The organism is Pseudomonas sp. B21-015 (assembly GCF_024749285.1).
In the GTDB taxonomy this organism is placed as follows: Bacteria; Pseudomonadota; Gammaproteobacteria; order Pseudomonadales; family Pseudomonadaceae; genus Aquipseudomonas.
In genome coordinates this window covers 4,212,988-4,227,613 of sequence record NZ_CP087196.1, presented here as the reverse complement: position 1 = coordinate 4,227,613, position 14,626 = coordinate 4,212,988, and the positions used below count along the sequence as shown (strand labels likewise).

Below are 14,626 nucleotides of genomic sequence, written 5' to 3'. Positions count from 1 at the left end.
CCAGCGTCTGGCCTCTATTCAAGCCGGGACGGTGTCATGCTCCTCTGATGGAGCTTCTGGGTGGACGCGAGTATCCCCCAGCTTCCTTATCGTTGACTTGGGCAAGGTCGGGGCATCAAGAAGGATCGAATCAATGCGCTTGCGGATGTCCAAAACGATTGGGCCCAGGATCGCCTCGTCCTTGCCGCTGGCGATCTCGTCCTGAATCTCACGAGATATCGCACCGAGTTTCTCGGCGGTGTCTTTGTGCCCGGCAGCCCGGGTGTCAAAGTTCAGGAAGGTCTGAACCGAGCTCAACACCAGGGTCAGAAGCGAAAGGATACCCGCTGCATACTGGAGCCAGGGGGGCGATGAGTCACTGATTGAACCAAAGACGCTGGCGCTGACAATCGCTGACAGCACCACGCAGGGGATGCCCAGTTTCCAGCTGAATTTCTCGAAATCCCGGGCACTGATTTCGTGTTCGATCTGCAACCGCACGATCATGCGATTCCATTTGGTGAGTAGCTCAAGCCGGCTCATGGTTGCAGTCCTTTGCAGGAGGGTTCAGGTGAATATTAGCTCCTATTTGGCCCCCAGTCAGGGCGCCGGAATTCGACGCGACGTTTACGCCGTAGCACCCACCATCGTCCGCCGCCACACGATACGAGCCAACGTAATCGACCCAAAGCGATAACCAGAACAAACGACAAGCGCTATCCCTGTGGGAGCGAGCTCGCGAAAGCGGTGTGCCAGGCAACATTAATGTCGACTGACACTCCCTCTTCGCGAGCAAGCCCGCATACAGGTTTCGCACCTCACGTATTCCGCTCAGGAATACGCCCATGAAAAACATGAATTTTCTTTATAACTCTGGATCTCGTAGCGTGTTTTGCTTCTGCATATGGAGATGACCCCGTGAACAATTCCCGCCTGCGCCTGTACGTTGACGCTCAATTCACCAGCCCCTATGCCATGTCGGCCTTCGTCGCACTTCGCGAAAAGGGCATCGAATTTGAACTGAGCCCGCTCAACCTCGAAACATCCGAAAACCAGACACCAGACTATGCCAGCCTCTCTCTGACCCAGCGTGTTCCGACACTCGTGCAGGGCGACTTCGCCTTGTCTGAATCGTCGGCGATCACTGAATACCTGGAAGACGTTTTACCCCAGACGCCGGTTTATCCACGAGATCTGAAACAGCGTGCGAGGGCACGACAAGTTCAAGCATGGCTGCGCAGCGATTTGCTGCCCATTCGGCAGGAGCGATCCACGCTGGTGGTGTTTTATGGCCTCAAATCAGGGCCCTTGTCGCCAGCGGCCGAGTCGGCAACGCGCAAGCTGTTCGATGCCGCACAAACGCTGCTGGCTGACAGCCCCGAGTACCTGTTCGGCCAATGGTCGATCGCCGATGTGGACCTGGCCTTGATGCTCAACCGGCTGATACTCAATGGCGACTCCGTACCACCCGCACTGGTGGAATACGCGCAGCGCCAATGGCAGCGACCGACGGTACAGGAGTGGGTCAACCTGCAACGTCCTGCGATGTAATCTCAAGTAGTGGGCGAGCGGCAATCATCTGGAAGAGGGAGATAACCATCATGAAGAAAGAGGCGGCTGGCTCAAAGGAAACAGAGGGGGGCGGCTCTGCCTCTGAGCGGATAGACGCGAGGGTCAAGGCGCTGGACACGGTAAAGATGAACAAGGCGCTGAACGGGGAGGGCGTAGAGGAAAACCCGAGATGGCCCAGGCAGACGGTGTTGCTGTTGCTGCATCGACGCCAGCCAGGGCGATGGCCTCATCGCGAGCAGACTCGCTCACGCAAGGGGTCTATGTCGGGCTCAAATAACTGGGGCAATGCAGTTCAAAAGTGTGTGCGGGCTTGTGTGGCGAGGGAGCTTGCTCCCGTTGGGTCGCGCAGCGACCCCGGCATTTCAAAGTTAAACCGCATGCAAAGGGCATACGACTGCTTCGCAGCCGAGCGGGAGCAAGCTCCCTCGCCACACAAGCCCGCTCTTACAAGGGATTGCGCTTGATCAGAGGGGCGGTTGGGCAACCAGGCCTTCTTCCCCACGCAGCTGACGGCTCATGTCGTCGCAGCTTTGCGACCAGGCCGTCAGCCACATCGACATCTCGGGTGACTGTTCGGCCAATCCCAGATCCCTGACGATCTCTGTAGATGCAACCGTGCCTTTGGCCGAGCGGAACAGCCCCCGCATGATGACGACGCCAATCACTCGCCCTTTGCTCACGAAGCGGTGTTCCATAAAGCTCCATTTATCGTCCCAGCCGAGCATTTTGGTGTGAATCTCGAACGATTCGAACACCTTCAGCTCACGACGAAACTTGCCCCAGGTATCCCCAACGATCGGTACTGCCTTGTTGCGCAAAGCCACGCGGTAAGCGCCGCTGCGCAGGACGAAATCCATGCGGCCTATATCGGCCAGGGTGAAATAGCGGCCATTGGTGACGTGCCGGTTGAGGTCGAGGTCGAGCGGCCAGACGCGCAGGCGGATGACGGTGGTGGCCAGGGCGTCTACCGGCTTGCGCCAGGGGCGACGAAACAGCATGAGGATAAGTCGAAACCAGAGATTCATAAGGATGCCGAGGGTTGAATGACCGGTGCACTTTAGGGGGGAGAAATCGGATAAGGTAGGTGCACAAATGACTTTTTTCATGCGAAAAGCGCAATCGGGATCATTCATGCACGTCACCCTGCTACTGGCTGATCAATGTTCCGCCGCCAGCGCCACCCTGGCGCTGGAAGTGCTCAGTGCCGCCAACCTGTTCGCCGACACCGCCAGCGCGCCGTTTAATGTGGTTGCCGCCTCACTGGATGGCGGTGACGTCGCCGGATGGGGAGGGCAGACGCTGCACGTGGACCAATCCATCGCCGACATTTCCCGAACCGATCTGGTGGTGATCCCGGGGTTCCTCTTCACACTGAAGGACGCCTTGCCGGCATTTCCCGGTTATGGGCCGTGGCTGCGTCAACAGCACGCGCAAGGTGCCGTTGTGGCTTCCATGTGTACGGCAACGTTCATGCTGGCCGAAGCGGGCATGCTGGACGGCATTCGTGTCACCACGCACTGGGCCTTTGCCGATTTTTTTCGGCGCCGGTATTCACAGGCCTGCCTGGAGGAGGCGCAGATCCTCTGCGAGGACAATCGCCTGATCACCTGCGGCGGCGCGACGGCCGCCATGGATCTGTTGCTGCATCTGATCCGCCGGTTCGCGTCACTGGAACTGGCGCAGAAGTGTGGCAAATACCTGCTGGTCGACAACGTGCGCAGCGAGCAATCGGTCTATGTCATGTGGTCACTGCCCAAGCACCATGGGGACAGTGACATCCTGCGGGTTCAAACGTGGCTGGAGGATCATTTCCATCAGCCGCTGCTGATTGATGACTTGGCCGAGCGATTCGGGTTTGGCGTCAGGAACTTCAAAAGGCGTTTCAAGGAAGCCACCGGTTACACGCCGCTGACCTATCTGCAAACGCTACGTCTGGAGCGGGCAAAGCAGCTGCTCGAATCCACACGAATGACCCTGGACAGCATCACGTACAAAGTGGGCTACGAAGATGGCAACTCGTTTCGCAGGCTTTTTCGGCAGCGAGTGGGCCTGCTTCCGGCGGCTTACCGAAAGAAGTTTCAAGCGAGCGTGGGTTGAGCGACATCCACTGCTGGTCGAGGCTGTGTAAAAAACCGGCGTCAAGGCGCAGCGCCCGGACGAACATAGTAATTGTCGAACTCGCCGCTTTCGACGAACTGGAAGCCATGACGGATGTAAAACCGATTCGAAGCGCTCTCTTTGAGCGCGCCCACTCTGATAGGGAGCGCGGCGGCGTCCGCTTCTTTGAAAATCTGTTTGAGGACAGCAGAGCCTACACCTGATCCCTGAGCACTCGGTCGCACATACAAGTGGTCAAGCAGCAGTTCGTTCAGGTGAGGCTTGACCACAATAAAACCAATCCGCACACCGGCCAGCTCGATGTGACGCGTGTTGCGGGGATCAAAACCGTTGAGAAAGCGTTCACGGGCACGTACCGGATCAAATCGCCCAACACGCTCCAGACTTTCGCGCATGGCCTCAATTCGAATGGCCACAAGATTGTCCAGGTCGGCGGGTTGAGCCGCGACCAACGTGACTGGAGAATTTTGATCAGGTATGACGGACATCGTCTGCGCTCTAATTATCATCACGGGGAGCCAGCATAGAGCGTGCACCGGCTCGGCGAAGAGTGCTTCGTCGCTGAAAAGGAGCAAAGAGAGTTATAGATTGGCTTCAAGGCTTCGGTGTAGACGCCAGTCATGATGAAATAGCCGCCCGCTTTTGTTGTCCGCAACACTCGATTTGGAGCCGAACATGAAACACGCCGCCGTACTCACCTTCGCCTTGATGCTCAATACAGGGTTATTCAGCCTGCAAGCAGACGCGGCGGGAGATGTTGAGGCGGGTGAGAAGCTGTTTAAGCGAATCTGCGGCGGCTGCCATCAAGTCGGGAGTTCGGCGAGGGGTTCTTTCGGCCCGCAGCTCAATGGCATTTTCGGGCGCCCTGCGGGAAGCACGACGGACTACCAGTACTCATCCGCCATGAAATCATCAGGCGTCGTCTGGGCCCGCGAAACACTCACCGCCTACATCGAAGCTCCAAAGGACGTGGTCCCCGGCACCCGCATGATTTTCTGGGGCCTCAGCGATCCGGAAAAGATCGAAAACCTGTTGGCCTACCTTCAGACATTTCAGCCGCAATAATCGGTGCATGCCTACCTTTGTGGCGAGCGAGCTTGCTCGCGCTGGGCTGCGCAGCGGCCCCAAAATCTGACAATCATTGCCGATTTTTGTGAGTTGCTACGCACTGGTGCGCCAGCCCGGTCAAGCGGGAGCAAGCTCCCTCTCCACAGGTTTCTCAGTCATTGATTGTGGTTCACGCCCACGCTTTTCCGAGTTCCTCCAGACCGGCGTTTTGCAGGTCCTGCGGGTTCATGACCACACGGAACTTGCAGTTGGCCTGGAAGTTGAGGAAGAAGGGTTCCGCATATCCGGGTATTTCGGAGGGATCCACGATATCGATCAGGAAAATTCCACTTCGCATGCCATCTTGCTCAGTGAAATAAGCCGCCTCGGGCTTAATGGTGTCCAGGATGCGGTTCATGATTTCGCCGACCTTCCCGGACCTGACAAACGCGTTGAAAGGCTCATGGGGGAATTCGACCATCAGTAGCATTTTCATTATTCGATACTCTGTTGATGTGGCGCGCTCCTTACCCGGATCCTTACTCCTGGTGTTGATGCCGCAAGCCGTGCCCGCGGTGTGTGGTTAAGAATAGCGAAGGGTGAGAGGTCGTCGGTGCAGGGTTACGGACGGTCGTTACTGTAGAGACGATGCCGACTCACCGATCCCCACTTACTGCTTTACCGGCGTGCAGAGTTCCACAAGTGTTCCGTCAGGGCATCGAACGTAGGAGACGATTTGTCCCCAGGGTTTGGCGCCTGGCGCAGAGATTTCGACGGCGCCCGCCTTCAACGCTCTGGCATGCGCCGCCGGAACGTCCTCGGTCACCAGACCGACTTCGATTCCGAGTGGTTTGGGGGAAGAGTGCGCCGAGACATGGCCGGTGCTGAAGTTCATCGCAGCCAGTTCATCGGCGGCGAATGCCAGCGCGGTTTCTCCCGTTTCGAGTTCGCCGTAGGTGTTGGATTCATGGAGGAAGCGAACGCCAAGCCCGAAGGCTGACGAAAAGAACTGGAGTGAGGCAACAACGTCCGGGACGTAGATGATCATGTAGCCAAATTTCATGAGCGGGCATTCCTTGTCGCGTCAAATGAGTGGCGAATCTAGCAGATTGTTCTGTAAATTTGTTGTCCGTTTTAAAGCGCTCACAGCATCTTTCTTTCGAGTGGGCGCTGATGGCGCGTAGCTGTTTTCAAGCAGTGTCCTGATTTTGGCGATCCACGCTTTTACTAAGCTCGTGTCCGTCCTGTTTCAGTGAGATGACGGCATGTCATTCGCAGACAAGTTCGTTGCAGAGATACTGGCGCTGAACAATGCGGCGGCTGAAGTGTATTCAGAGGGTGTCATCTTCGTGTCATCGACCTAATGGCAAGATCCTCGCAAACCGTCTTGAGCGCTCAGCGGAACTCCGTCTGCGGGCCGATGAATTTGCCAGGAATCCCCCCTATGAAAGACGCCTCCCTGTTTGCGGCCATTGACCTGGGGTCCAATGCGTTTCGCATGATGATTGGCCAGTCGGTCAGGCGTAATCAGGGGTTCGTGATCCAGGAAGTGAAAACCCTGCGTGAGCCTGTCCGTTTGGCGGAGGGGTTTCAGGGCGGGGCGCTGGACGAGTTGGCGCTGGATCGGGGATGGCAGGCACTCGCGCGGTTTGGCAAAAAACTGCGCGGCTTCGAGGCGGGGCGTGTGCGGGCAGTGGCGACCAGTGCCGTGCGCGAAGCTGACAATGCTCAATTATTTTTGACCAGCGCGGAGCGGCATCTGGGTTTTCGTATAGACGTCATCTCTGGGCATGAAGAGGCTCGACTGGTGTATGCCGGTGTTGCTCATACGATACCCGGCACAGAGAGTATGCGACTGGTCGTGGATATCGGCGGCGGCTCCACAGAATTGATTCTGGGGCAAGGCACGCAGCCCCTGTTGACCGAGAGCATTGCCATTGGCAGCGGCACTCTTGGCACTCGTTACTTTCAGGGGGGGTGTATCACGGCTCAGGCGCTCCTGGAGGCTGAGCGAGTGGCCACTCTACAGTTTGAAAAAGTTACCCGTCGTTATCGTGCAATGGGTTGGCAGCAGACTATCGGCTCTTCAGGCACCGCACGGATGCTGGCCAAAGTGCTCAAGGCCAATGGCTTGAATGACGATGGTCAAAGCGGTATCACCTACGGCGGTCTGTTGCGCTTGTCGTTGCGTCTGCTGGAAGCGGGGCATGTTAAACAACTCAAATTGGCGGGCTTACCACCCCATCGCCTGAGTGTCTTGCCCGGTGGTCTGGTGCTCATGCTGGCGGCGTTCAAGGTATTCGGCATCTCGCATATGAGTCCTTCCGAGTCGGGCTTAAGGTTGGGCGTTCTTCATGGCCTGATGTCCAGGCACTGAATGAAGATGCTTCAATAAAAAAAGCTGTGCTATTCGGATCAAACAGATGTGAGGACGTGATGGCTGACAAACTCCGGGTTCTGTTCGTTTGCGCAAAAAATGACGTTCGCTCACTGATGGCTGAAGCGCTGCTTCGGCACATTTGACGATTCAGTCGGGCAAAAAAACGCATGAAAAAACCCGGCTGATGAGGCCGGGTTCTTTGGTCGAGTGTTGCGGTAAAGCCACTCATTCATGCTGCGCGGTTTTCGATCAGACGATCCGAACCGCCTTCAGCGACGCGATTCTCGATCAGACGATCCGAACCGCCTTCAGCGACGCGATTCTCGATCAGACGATCCGAACCGCCTTCAGCGACGCGATTCTCGATCAGACGATCCGAACCGCCTTCAGCGACGCGATTCTCGATCAGACGATCCGAACCACCTTCAGCCACACGGCTTTCAATCAGGCGATCCGAGCCGCCTTCAGCGACGACCGGGTGAGTAGAAGACGCGGCGAAAGCGTTAACTGCAAAAACCGAGAAAGCGATGCCGAGAAGGGTTTGGCGTTTCATGATGGTGTGCTCCGGGGTGTTATGGGTTGGGTATGGAGCGGATGTTACGCCGAGGATTTTTTATGAGAACTTCATTGAAGTGATGGTGACTATCGACGCGAGCAATGGTTGAAACGTGGTGGGAAAATGCCGCGTCCACGCGTCATGAGCCCACACCTATCGAACATTGGATGCGGGCTGTTTTCCTCAGGTTTACACGAACAGGTCATAGGACAGTTTGCCGATCAGGATCAGCAGCAACACCAGGAACAGAGCCCGGACAAAAGGCACGCCTTTATGAACCGCCAGCCAGGTGCCGGTCAGCGCACCCAGGATGTTGAATGCCGCCATGGGGATGGCGATCAGGTAGAGCACGTTACCCGTTGGAATGAAGAACATCAGCGCCGCTACGTTGGTCGCGATGTTCACCAGCTTGGCCGACGCCGAGGCATGCAGGAAGTCGAAGGCGAAGCAGCGGATGAACAGGAAGATCAGGAAGCTGCCAGTGCCGGGCCCGAACAGTCCGTCGTAGAAGCCGATGGCACCGCCGATGACGATCGCCAGCAGTTTTTCCCTGGTACCGATGTGCATGGGTTTGTGCAGAGCGCCGAAGTCCTTTTTCCAGAAGGTGTAGATCGCCATCAGCACGATCAACACCAGCACCGCCGGCCGGATCACCGACTGGGGGACGAACGACACCGTGGCCGCACCGAAGAAGGACATGACAAACGCCGCACAGGCGGCGGGGATCACCAGGCTCCAGTTGATCACCACTTTGCGCACGAAGGACCGGGCCGCGAATGCGGTGCCGCAGGCTGCCGCAACCTTGTTGGTCCCCAGCAGCGCCGCCGGTTGTGCCGTGGGCAGCACGTTGAACAGCGCGGGAATCTGGATCAGTCCGCCGCCGCCCACCGCCGCATCGATCAGTCCGGCGGAGAAGGCGAACACGCAAAGGATAATAATATCGACCATGAAATCAGGCTCTGACGATGAAGGGTGGGTGAGCGTCCGGCGGCTTCTACGTGTTTCATCGCATCGGCTTGCCTGCGTCCTTGAGCAGGAAGGTTAACGGAAGGGCTTTTAATGTGTTGCAATGCCACGTTGTGAAAAGTGCAACGAGGTGGCGCATGGCATTGGATATGTTGGGGGAACTTGAAGCCTTCGCGACGGTGGCTCGCAAGCGCAGTTTCGTCGCGGCGGCACGTACTCTGGGGCGCTCCCCCAGCGCGCTGACCCGTGCCGTTCAAGCCCTGGAGGAAAGTGTCGGGGTCAAGTTGCTCAATCGCTCCTCCAATGCAGTGAGCTTGACCGAGGCGGGCGAGCGCTTGTTGCCCCACGCCTACAAAATGCTGGATCTGCAACGTGAGGCGGATGAAGACCTGGCCGGCATCAGCGGCCAGGCCTACGGCTGGGTCCGCTTTTCCGCCCCCGAGTTCCTTGGCCACGGCGTATTGCCCCGGTTGATCGCGCAGTACGCCGAGCGTTATCCAGACGTGAACGTCGATGTGATTTTCACCGATGAGATCATCGACCCGGCCAAGAACAAGCTGGACTTCTCGATTCGCGGCGCGTTTGCGCAATCCAGTGACCTGATCGGCTATCCGCTCTGGAGTTATTCACGTTACCTGTATGCCAGCCCCGGGTATCTGGAGCGGCGCGGAATGCCCGACTCCATTGAGGCGCTGGAGGCGCACTCACTGATCCTGCACACGGCACCGCGGATTCTCAAAGAGTGGAATTTTCGCAGTGAGGCGCAGGCCATCAGCTTTCGGGCTCATCCCAAGTTTCGCTTCAACTCCGGTTCGGCGGTGTTCCAGGCGGCCCTGGCGGGCCTCGGCATCGCCCGCCTGGCGGACTGGCTGGCGGAGCCCGAAGTGGAGGCGGGGCGCCTGCTCCGTGTCTGTCCCGAGTACAAACTCACCTCCAGCAGCGGTGAGAGCCCGCAGATGCACGCGGTGTACCCGGCCGGGAATCTGCCGCTGCGGGTGAAGTCGTTGTTGGAGATGATCCGTGGCGTTGGTGAAAGCCTTGATCGAAAGCATGTGCGGATGCTTTAGGCGGCGACGCATCACGATTCGCGGACACAAAAAACGGGCGCCACTCAGGCTAATGCCAGTCAGTTAAGCGCAACCCCTGTGGGAGCGGGCTTGCTCGCGAAGAGGGAGTGTCAGTCGGCATTGATGTCGCCTGACACACCGCTTTCGCGAGCATGAATCTATAACCACGCGACACGACTCGTAGTGCTGGCATTTTAACATCCGCCCATCTATGCTGTGCCGCGAATGGCTGGTACTAAAGGGAAGTTACACAATGTTTTATAAGTTACCTGAATATAATACGGCTGTGTCTTCAGGTGGCTTGTAATGTAAAAAATAATTACCTGCGTCGCATCTAGCATCCCACCACTGTATAAAAAGAGTTTTCTAATGGAAAATGAAAATAATGATGCAAAGGAAAAAGTTTGCTTTGTGGTTATGGGGTTTGGTAAGAAAACCGACCCCAAAACAGGGAAGTTGTTAAATTTAGATGCTACGTATAATGAAATAATAAAGCCGGCAGTGGAAGGCTTGGGGATCAAATGCATAAGAGCTGATGAAGTCAACCATTCGGGCGTTATCGATAAAGAAATGTACAGGTTGTTGCTTTCAGCTGATATTGTTGTCGCTGATATCTCAACCAGTAATGCGAATGCTATTTATGAATTGGGCGTGAGGCATGCGCTTAAGAAAAATACAACCATAATAATGTCCGAAAAATCTGGGGTTTTACACTTCGATCTAAATCATGTAGCTACAATACAGTATGAACATTTAGGTGAGGATATAGGCTGTTCAGAAGCCAGAAAGATAACATTTAGATTGACGGAGCTGCTAAAAGCTACATTGGCTACAAATGTGGTAGATAGTCCAGTTTATACCTATATGCCTAACCTGAATGTGCCTCATTTAACAAGTGAGGAAGTTGAAAGGTTGGTTGAGGAATCTATTGAGGCTGAACGCGAGTGGGGCTATATTTTTGGAAGTGCAGAAATTGCGCTTAAGAATAAAAAATTTAGTGAGGCAAAAGATCTATATCAAACTGCGCTAGAAATTAGGCCGGGTGATGATTACTTGATTCAACGGTTAACACTCTGTACGTATAAGTCCGAATTGCCAAGTATTACGATGGCATGTATGAATGCTATGGTTGTTTTGTCGAGTCTAAATCCAGATGAAAGTAATGATCCGGAAACAACAGGTCTGGCTGGGGCAATTCATAAAAATATATGGCGTGACACTAATAAGGTTGAGTTTTTAGATAAGGCGATAGCATTTTATAATCGTGGATTTACGATAAAAAAAGACTACTATAATGGTGAGAATTTAGCTATTTGTTTTCTTGAGAAGTCCGGCGCTCTAAAGGCAGCAGGTGCTCAAGATAGAGATTCTTATGTTTACGAATATTCAGCGAAGAAAACTTTTGAAGCCATAGCAGAGATCACTGATAAAATTATTGATTCTGATAATTTTGATGAGCGAAGTGATCGGAAATGGGTTTATGCAAGTGCTGCAAGAGCAGCTGAGTATTTAGGGGATCCTCGTCATCAGCTATATGCAGAAGAATTTAAGTCGTTATCCGACGGCTCGTGGGATCTAGATACGTTTAACAATAACAGTGTCTCTGTCATGGTAGCTAATCAAGAATGAACAAAAACTATAGTGTGTTTATTAGTCATCGCTGGGATTATAATGACCAATTGGTGTCATTGAAGAGTCTTCTTAATAAAGAGGATGGGCTAATTGCTTCGTACGAAGAAGTTACCGTAGATCAGCCGATAAATTCTGAGAATGCGAATTACATAAAAACGGTTCTAAAAAGAAAAATACTGGATTCAGATGTTTTTATTGTCGTGGCAGGTATGTATACCGCTTACAGCGATTGGATGGAGTGGGAGATCAATACGGCAGTAAATAATGGCGTGCCTATCTTAGGTATAAGACCAAGGTCAGCACAAAGAATACCTTCTTTGGTTTCAGAGAAAGCTGGAGAAATTGTAGGCTGGTACACACCGTCTATAGTCGATGCTATTAGGCGACTGGCTAAATAGTAGTAACTAAATCCTGAGCTGGTAAAGCTGGCCAACAGCTTGTTGGCTAGTTACCAAAACCATCTGATCAGCGAAAAATGGTCTGCTTAAACAGCTCACCATGAAATACTCACACTGGCATAGCTGCAGGACGCCAGGCGACTTTGGCTATCTATCTTGAAAGTCAGTGCGTTTCCAAATCCCTGTATCGATATTTTCATTCAAGTGCCTTGCAGTGGCTCGGTTCAAAATTAAGACGGTTTATTTGACGATTGGCATGAATGTGGATGATCAGGAGGAGCACACAGGTTGCACCAAATCGGGCTACAAGTCGTCATGAGAACTTCCTCTTTTAACCAAAAGTAGTTCTGCATCTGGAAAAAACCAATCACAGACTTCGCCTCCACTAAATAATGAAAGTAGAGTCTTTTAAGAGCTTTCCTTGGGGTGCTTTTTAACTATCTATTCGATCATCAACGCAGGCCAGAATGCTTGGTTGATTACCAGCGTAACTGTGTGAGTAGATTTTCGTTTTACTCCATCCATTAGGGCTTTGTTGTAGTTGAAGTCATAGATAAACTTCGGTTCGTCTGAGTTTATTCTGATACCCAAAAAACCATACCATAGCAAAAGATCCATAACGTTAGCAGCTTGCTGTTGATCAAGTCCAGACTCTACAAGGGTTTCCATTACTTTGAGTTCACTAAGGTCAGACGCAGAAGCAATAAATGCGTACAGCACGTTTTCAGTTTCTTGAGAAATGTCTCTCAGTTCGTACCCGATATCTCGAAGCAAGTCAGAAGAGTAAGCCGCGACTCCTTTTTCTATGTCTGCACTCTCTACCAGTTCATGATTTAAATTGATTGCGAAGCTTTTGCAATGATTAATTAGGTTTAACAAGAAACGTGGTCGCATTAGTGAGCGATCAATCAAGTATTGCGAAGTTTCTTCTCCTTTAAAGTGACTGGTGAAAACCTTCAGCCAAGCATTCTTAAAGTCAAGTGTGTCATCAAGCCCATTAGAAATAATGCGCAATCTTACAAGTTCGCGAAGCAAATCAGCATCTGTCCAGTCAAGCACTACGCTAGCTTCTTTTCCACGATCCGAAGTTTCTTTTACAAGTAACTCATAAACATCATTTCTTAAGAAAACTACCGTTTTTACACTAAATTGTGATCGGCTGAACTGTCTTTCTATTTTTCTCGTGGCTTCAATTAATGCCCTGATTATTAGAAGATCTTCATGCTGGAGACCGGATGTTGGCCATCCATTATCAAGGTTGTCAAAGAGCAACCATAAAAGCTCTTTGTTTTCCAGATAGCTGCCGAGTTTTATTTTTAGCTGTCTCACGTCGTGCTTATATATAAGTTCCGTAACTTGCGAGGACGTCAAGCTTACCTTTTCTGATTCGCCAAACTTGGATTGGTACTCTGAATATATTCGCTCCATTAATACTGACATACGTTCGGAAAAATCGCCCTGGTAGTCGTATTCTTCCGCGTAGAACAGTTCTGATAACTCTCGGTAGCCGGCATAAAGGCGATGATCGTGAATATGTCGAGTTTTATCCTTCTCAAGTATTTTGTAGCAGATTTCAAGTAAAAGTACGTACTCCCAAAATGCAGTAATCGTGTGCTGATATGTTCCTTCTTCAAGAAAACTGAGTATTTTTTCTTTGAATTTTATTAACTTGTAACCATCAGGTTTTAAATCCAGAACTATATTTTTGTTTCTGTTTTTTTCACGCTCACTATCTCTGATTTGTAAAAAAATTGCAGATTTTCCAGAACCTTTTCTTCCTACCACAAGGTGTGCTTCACCTCTTAAAGACTTCAAGAACTGGTCGGTTTCTAAGTAGTATTTCTCTAAGTCGCGCATCTCGTTTTCTGCGGATGTAGCGCCGAGATTTAATTTTTTTAAGAAAGAGCGTTCTTGTTTTGACGCGCTTGGCTCAAGTTTTTGAAAAGCCTGCGTTACCTCGGTTGCGAACAGTTCAATTGCTTGATTAACGTCGTCTGGGTGATAGGTGACATGCACAAAGTCTCTATAGTCTAACGGTACCGGATCATCACCGGATTGCAATATACAAAGAGCCTTCTCCATTCCATCGGCTAAGCCCGCAATGAATGCTGCTCGAAGGTTATGAATCTGAAAACCCGCAGACGTTGATGACAGAAGGGGTACGACTATTCCATGCGATTGTGATACTTGAGAAATAGCGTCATAAGCGGAGAGTCGTGGCATCTCGTTCGGATCAAAATTTCGAAATGTATAGCCGGCCTTCTTAATTCTAGAAATTATCCTGGTCGACCAATCCGTTTTGAATGGTGTGTCAAGTAAGTATATTGGCGCTTTAACATTAAGTGCGTTGGTTGTTTCGATGGGTTTTGTAAAGTTTGCGCCATTTACAATTGCGATCAATTCGGCAGAATTTTGATACTCGCGATATCCTAAAGTGTCGAATATCCCGACATCGGAAATTTTTGCACTTTGGGGAGATAAGCTTTTGTTTTTAACCAGCAATACTCGTTTTGATTTTCCAACTGCATACCCAATTTCATATGTCACATTGAAATTTAGTGCCGAAATATCAGCTAAAAAGAAATCTGCGCTATCAATACCACCTAGTACTTCTCCTGCGATGAAATGTCCGGCAATGTCGAGTGCTTTCCAAGTATTTACAGAAATGGATTTATTGTACTTTCCGACGCTTTCCATCGCGTTATCAATCACTTGCCCGATATCGGCGGGGAAAGATGCATAGGCAAAAAAACCAGTGTCAATTTTCACTTGGACGTCCTTATCGTGCATGCATGGATTGCCACGCGTTCGGGAGCATGGCGGCATAACGCCATAATTGACCGAGATCTTTGCACAACTCAATCAAAGACTGCTAGTCACAGAAAATTATTATCAACCACCCTCCAAGGCT

Annotated in this window: 15 protein-coding genes and 1 pseudogene; 8 read left to right on the top strand and 8 right to left on the bottom strand. The window is 52.0% G+C overall.

The genetic code is table 11. The features are described 5' to 3' along the window. Positions 1-18: 18 nt before the first annotated feature. Positions 19-522 (bottom strand): SLATT domain-containing protein, encoded by a 504-nt coding sequence (locus LOY38_RS19125; protein WP_258696584.1) that lies wholly within the window; start codon positions 520-522, stop codon positions 19-21. Positions 523-897: 375 nt separating this feature from the next. On the opposite strand from LOY38_RS19125, the gene yfcF reads away from it, so the two are divergent. Continuing rightward, positions 898-1,530, top strand: coding sequence for a glutathione transferase (yfcF, locus tag LOY38_RS19120; RefSeq protein ID WP_258696583.1), 633 nt, complete (start codon positions 898-900; stop codon positions 1,528-1,530). Positions 1,531-2,015: 485 nt separating this feature from the next. Here yfcF and LOY38_RS19115 read toward each other — a convergent pair whose 3' ends face one another. Continuing rightward, positions 2,016-2,576, bottom strand: a complete 561-nt coding sequence (locus LOY38_RS19115) for a thioesterase family protein (RefSeq protein ID WP_258700755.1) — start codon at positions 2,574-2,576, stop codon at positions 2,016-2,018. A gap of 106 nt (positions 2,577-2,682) precedes the next feature. On the opposite strand from LOY38_RS19115, the gene LOY38_RS19110 reads away from it, so the two are divergent. Next, a complete protein-coding gene (locus tag LOY38_RS19110; protein ID WP_258696582.1) occupies positions 2,683-3,648 on the top strand; it encodes a GlxA family transcriptional regulator in 966 nt (321 codons plus the stop codon). 41 nt (positions 3,649-3,689) lie between these two features. On the opposite strand, the gene LOY38_RS19105 is transcribed toward LOY38_RS19110, so the two are convergent. Continuing rightward, positions 3,690-4,157: a GNAT family N-acetyltransferase gene (locus tag LOY38_RS19105; RefSeq protein WP_258696581.1), complete on the bottom strand. Its 468-nt coding sequence runs from the start codon at positions 4,155-4,157 to the stop codon at positions 3,690-3,692. 187 nt (positions 4,158-4,344) lie between these two features. Between LOY38_RS19105 and LOY38_RS19100 the strand changes: the two genes are divergently transcribed. Further along, positions 4,345-4,734, top strand: a complete 390-nt coding sequence (locus tag LOY38_RS19100; protein ID WP_258696580.1) for a cytochrome c family protein — start codon at positions 4,345-4,347, stop codon at positions 4,732-4,734. 172 nt (positions 4,735-4,906) lie between these two features. Here LOY38_RS19100 and LOY38_RS19095 read toward each other — a convergent pair whose 3' ends face one another. Continuing rightward, positions 4,907-5,212: a panthothenate synthetase gene (locus LOY38_RS19095; protein WP_258696579.1), complete on the bottom strand. Its 306-nt coding sequence runs from the start codon at positions 5,210-5,212 to the stop codon at positions 4,907-4,909. Positions 5,213-5,386: 174 nt separating this feature from the next. After that, complete coding sequence (locus LOY38_RS19090) at positions 5,387-5,779, bottom strand: VOC family protein (RefSeq protein ID WP_258696578.1); 393 nt, start codon at positions 5,777-5,779, stop codon at positions 5,387-5,389. Positions 5,780-6,160: 381 nt separating this feature from the next. On the opposite strand from LOY38_RS19090, the gene LOY38_RS19085 reads away from it, so the two are divergent. Both LOY38_RS19085 and LOY38_RS19080 read left to right on the top strand, forming a co-directional pair. After that, complete coding sequence (locus tag LOY38_RS19085) at positions 6,161-7,093, top strand: Ppx/GppA family phosphatase (protein WP_258696577.1); 933 nt, start codon at positions 6,161-6,163, stop codon at positions 7,091-7,093. Positions 7,094-7,152: 59 nt separating this feature from the next. After that, positions 7,153-7,233 (top strand): annotated as a pseudogene (locus tag LOY38_RS19080) (arsenate reductase ArsC); the annotation flags it as partial. Between the two features lie 92 nt (positions 7,234-7,325). On the opposite strand, the gene LOY38_RS19075 reads toward LOY38_RS19080, so the two are convergent. Both LOY38_RS19075 and LOY38_RS19070 read right to left on the bottom strand, forming a co-directional pair. After that, positions 7,326-7,649, bottom strand: a complete 324-nt coding sequence (locus tag LOY38_RS19075; RefSeq protein WP_258696576.1) for a hypothetical protein — start codon at positions 7,647-7,649, stop codon at positions 7,326-7,328. A 192-nt stretch (positions 7,650-7,841) separates the two neighbouring features. Continuing rightward, positions 7,842-8,600 carry a TSUP family transporter gene (locus LOY38_RS19070; protein WP_258696575.1) on the bottom strand — a complete coding sequence of 253 codons (759 nt, stop codon included), beginning with the start codon at positions 8,598-8,600 and terminating at the stop codon, positions 7,842-7,844. 155 nt (positions 8,601-8,755) lie between these two features. On the opposite strand from LOY38_RS19070, the gene LOY38_RS19065 reads away from it, so the two are divergent. The 3 genes from LOY38_RS19065 (at position 8,756) to LOY38_RS19055 (ending at position 11,715) form a co-directional block, all read left to right on the top strand. Further along, on the top strand, positions 8,756-9,685 hold the full coding sequence (locus LOY38_RS19065; RefSeq protein WP_258696574.1) for a LysR family transcriptional regulator: 930 nt from the start codon (positions 8,756-8,758) through the stop codon (positions 9,683-9,685). Positions 9,686-10,054: 369 nt separating this feature from the next. Then, positions 10,055-11,314, top strand: coding sequence for a DUF4071 domain-containing protein (locus tag LOY38_RS19060; protein WP_258696573.1), 1,260 nt, complete (start codon positions 10,055-10,057; stop codon positions 11,312-11,314). Next, positions 11,311-11,715, top strand: a complete 405-nt coding sequence (locus LOY38_RS19055) for a TIR domain-containing protein (protein ID WP_258696572.1) — start codon at positions 11,311-11,313, stop codon at positions 11,713-11,715. Before LOY38_RS19060 ends, LOY38_RS19055 begins: the two co-directional genes overlap by 4 nt. 441 nt (positions 11,716-12,156) lie before the next feature. Here LOY38_RS19055 and LOY38_RS19050 read toward each other — a convergent pair whose 3' ends face one another. Beyond that, on the bottom strand, positions 12,157-14,484 hold the full coding sequence (locus LOY38_RS19050; RefSeq protein WP_258696571.1) for a P-loop ATPase, Sll1717 family: 2,328 nt from the start codon (positions 14,482-14,484) through the stop codon (positions 12,157-12,159). Between the last annotated feature and the right edge of the window lie 142 nt (positions 14,485-14,626).

Bases quoted from the DNA above. Each gene is read 5' to 3' on its own strand.
- LOY38_RS19125 (WP_258696584.1), bottom strand. From the start codon at position 522: ATGAGCCGGCTTGAGCTACTCACCAAATGGAATCGCATGATCGTGCGG.
- LOY38_RS19115 (WP_258700755.1), bottom strand. From the start codon at position 2,576: ATGAATCTCTGGTTTCGACTTATCCTCATGCTGTTTCGTCGCCCCTGG.
- LOY38_RS19110 (WP_258696582.1), top strand. From the start codon at position 2,683: ATGCACGTCACCCTGCTACTGGCTGATCAATGTTCCGCCGCCAGCGCC.
- LOY38_RS19105 (WP_258696581.1), bottom strand. From the start codon at position 4,157: ATGTCCGTCATACCTGATCAAAATTCTCCAGTCACGTTGGTCGCGGCT.
- LOY38_RS19100 (WP_258696580.1), top strand. From the start codon at position 4,345: ATGAAACACGCCGCCGTACTCACCTTCGCCTTGATGCTCAATACAGGG.
- LOY38_RS19095 (WP_258696579.1), bottom strand. From the start codon at position 5,212: ATGAAAATGCTACTGATGGTCGAATTCCCCCATGAGCCTTTCAACGCG.
- LOY38_RS19090 (WP_258696578.1), bottom strand. From the start codon at position 5,779: ATGAAATTTGGCTACATGATCATCTACGTCCCGGACGTTGTTGCCTCA.
- LOY38_RS19085 (WP_258696577.1), top strand. From the start codon at position 6,161: ATGAAAGACGCCTCCCTGTTTGCGGCCATTGACCTGGGGTCCAATGCG.
- LOY38_RS19075 (WP_258696576.1), bottom strand. From the start codon at position 7,649: ATGAAACGCCAAACCCTTCTCGGCATCGCTTTCTCGGTTTTTGCAGTT.
- LOY38_RS19070 (WP_258696575.1), bottom strand. From the start codon at position 8,600: ATGGTCGATATTATTATCCTTTGCGTGTTCGCCTTCTCCGCCGGACTG.
- LOY38_RS19065 (WP_258696574.1), top strand. From the start codon at position 8,756: ATGGCATTGGATATGTTGGGGGAACTTGAAGCCTTCGCGACGGTGGCT.
- LOY38_RS19060 (WP_258696573.1), top strand. From the start codon at position 10,055: ATGGAAAATGAAAATAATGATGCAAAGGAAAAAGTTTGCTTTGTGGTT.
- LOY38_RS19055 (WP_258696572.1), top strand. From the start codon at position 11,311: ATGAACAAAAACTATAGTGTGTTTATTAGTCATCGCTGGGATTATAAT.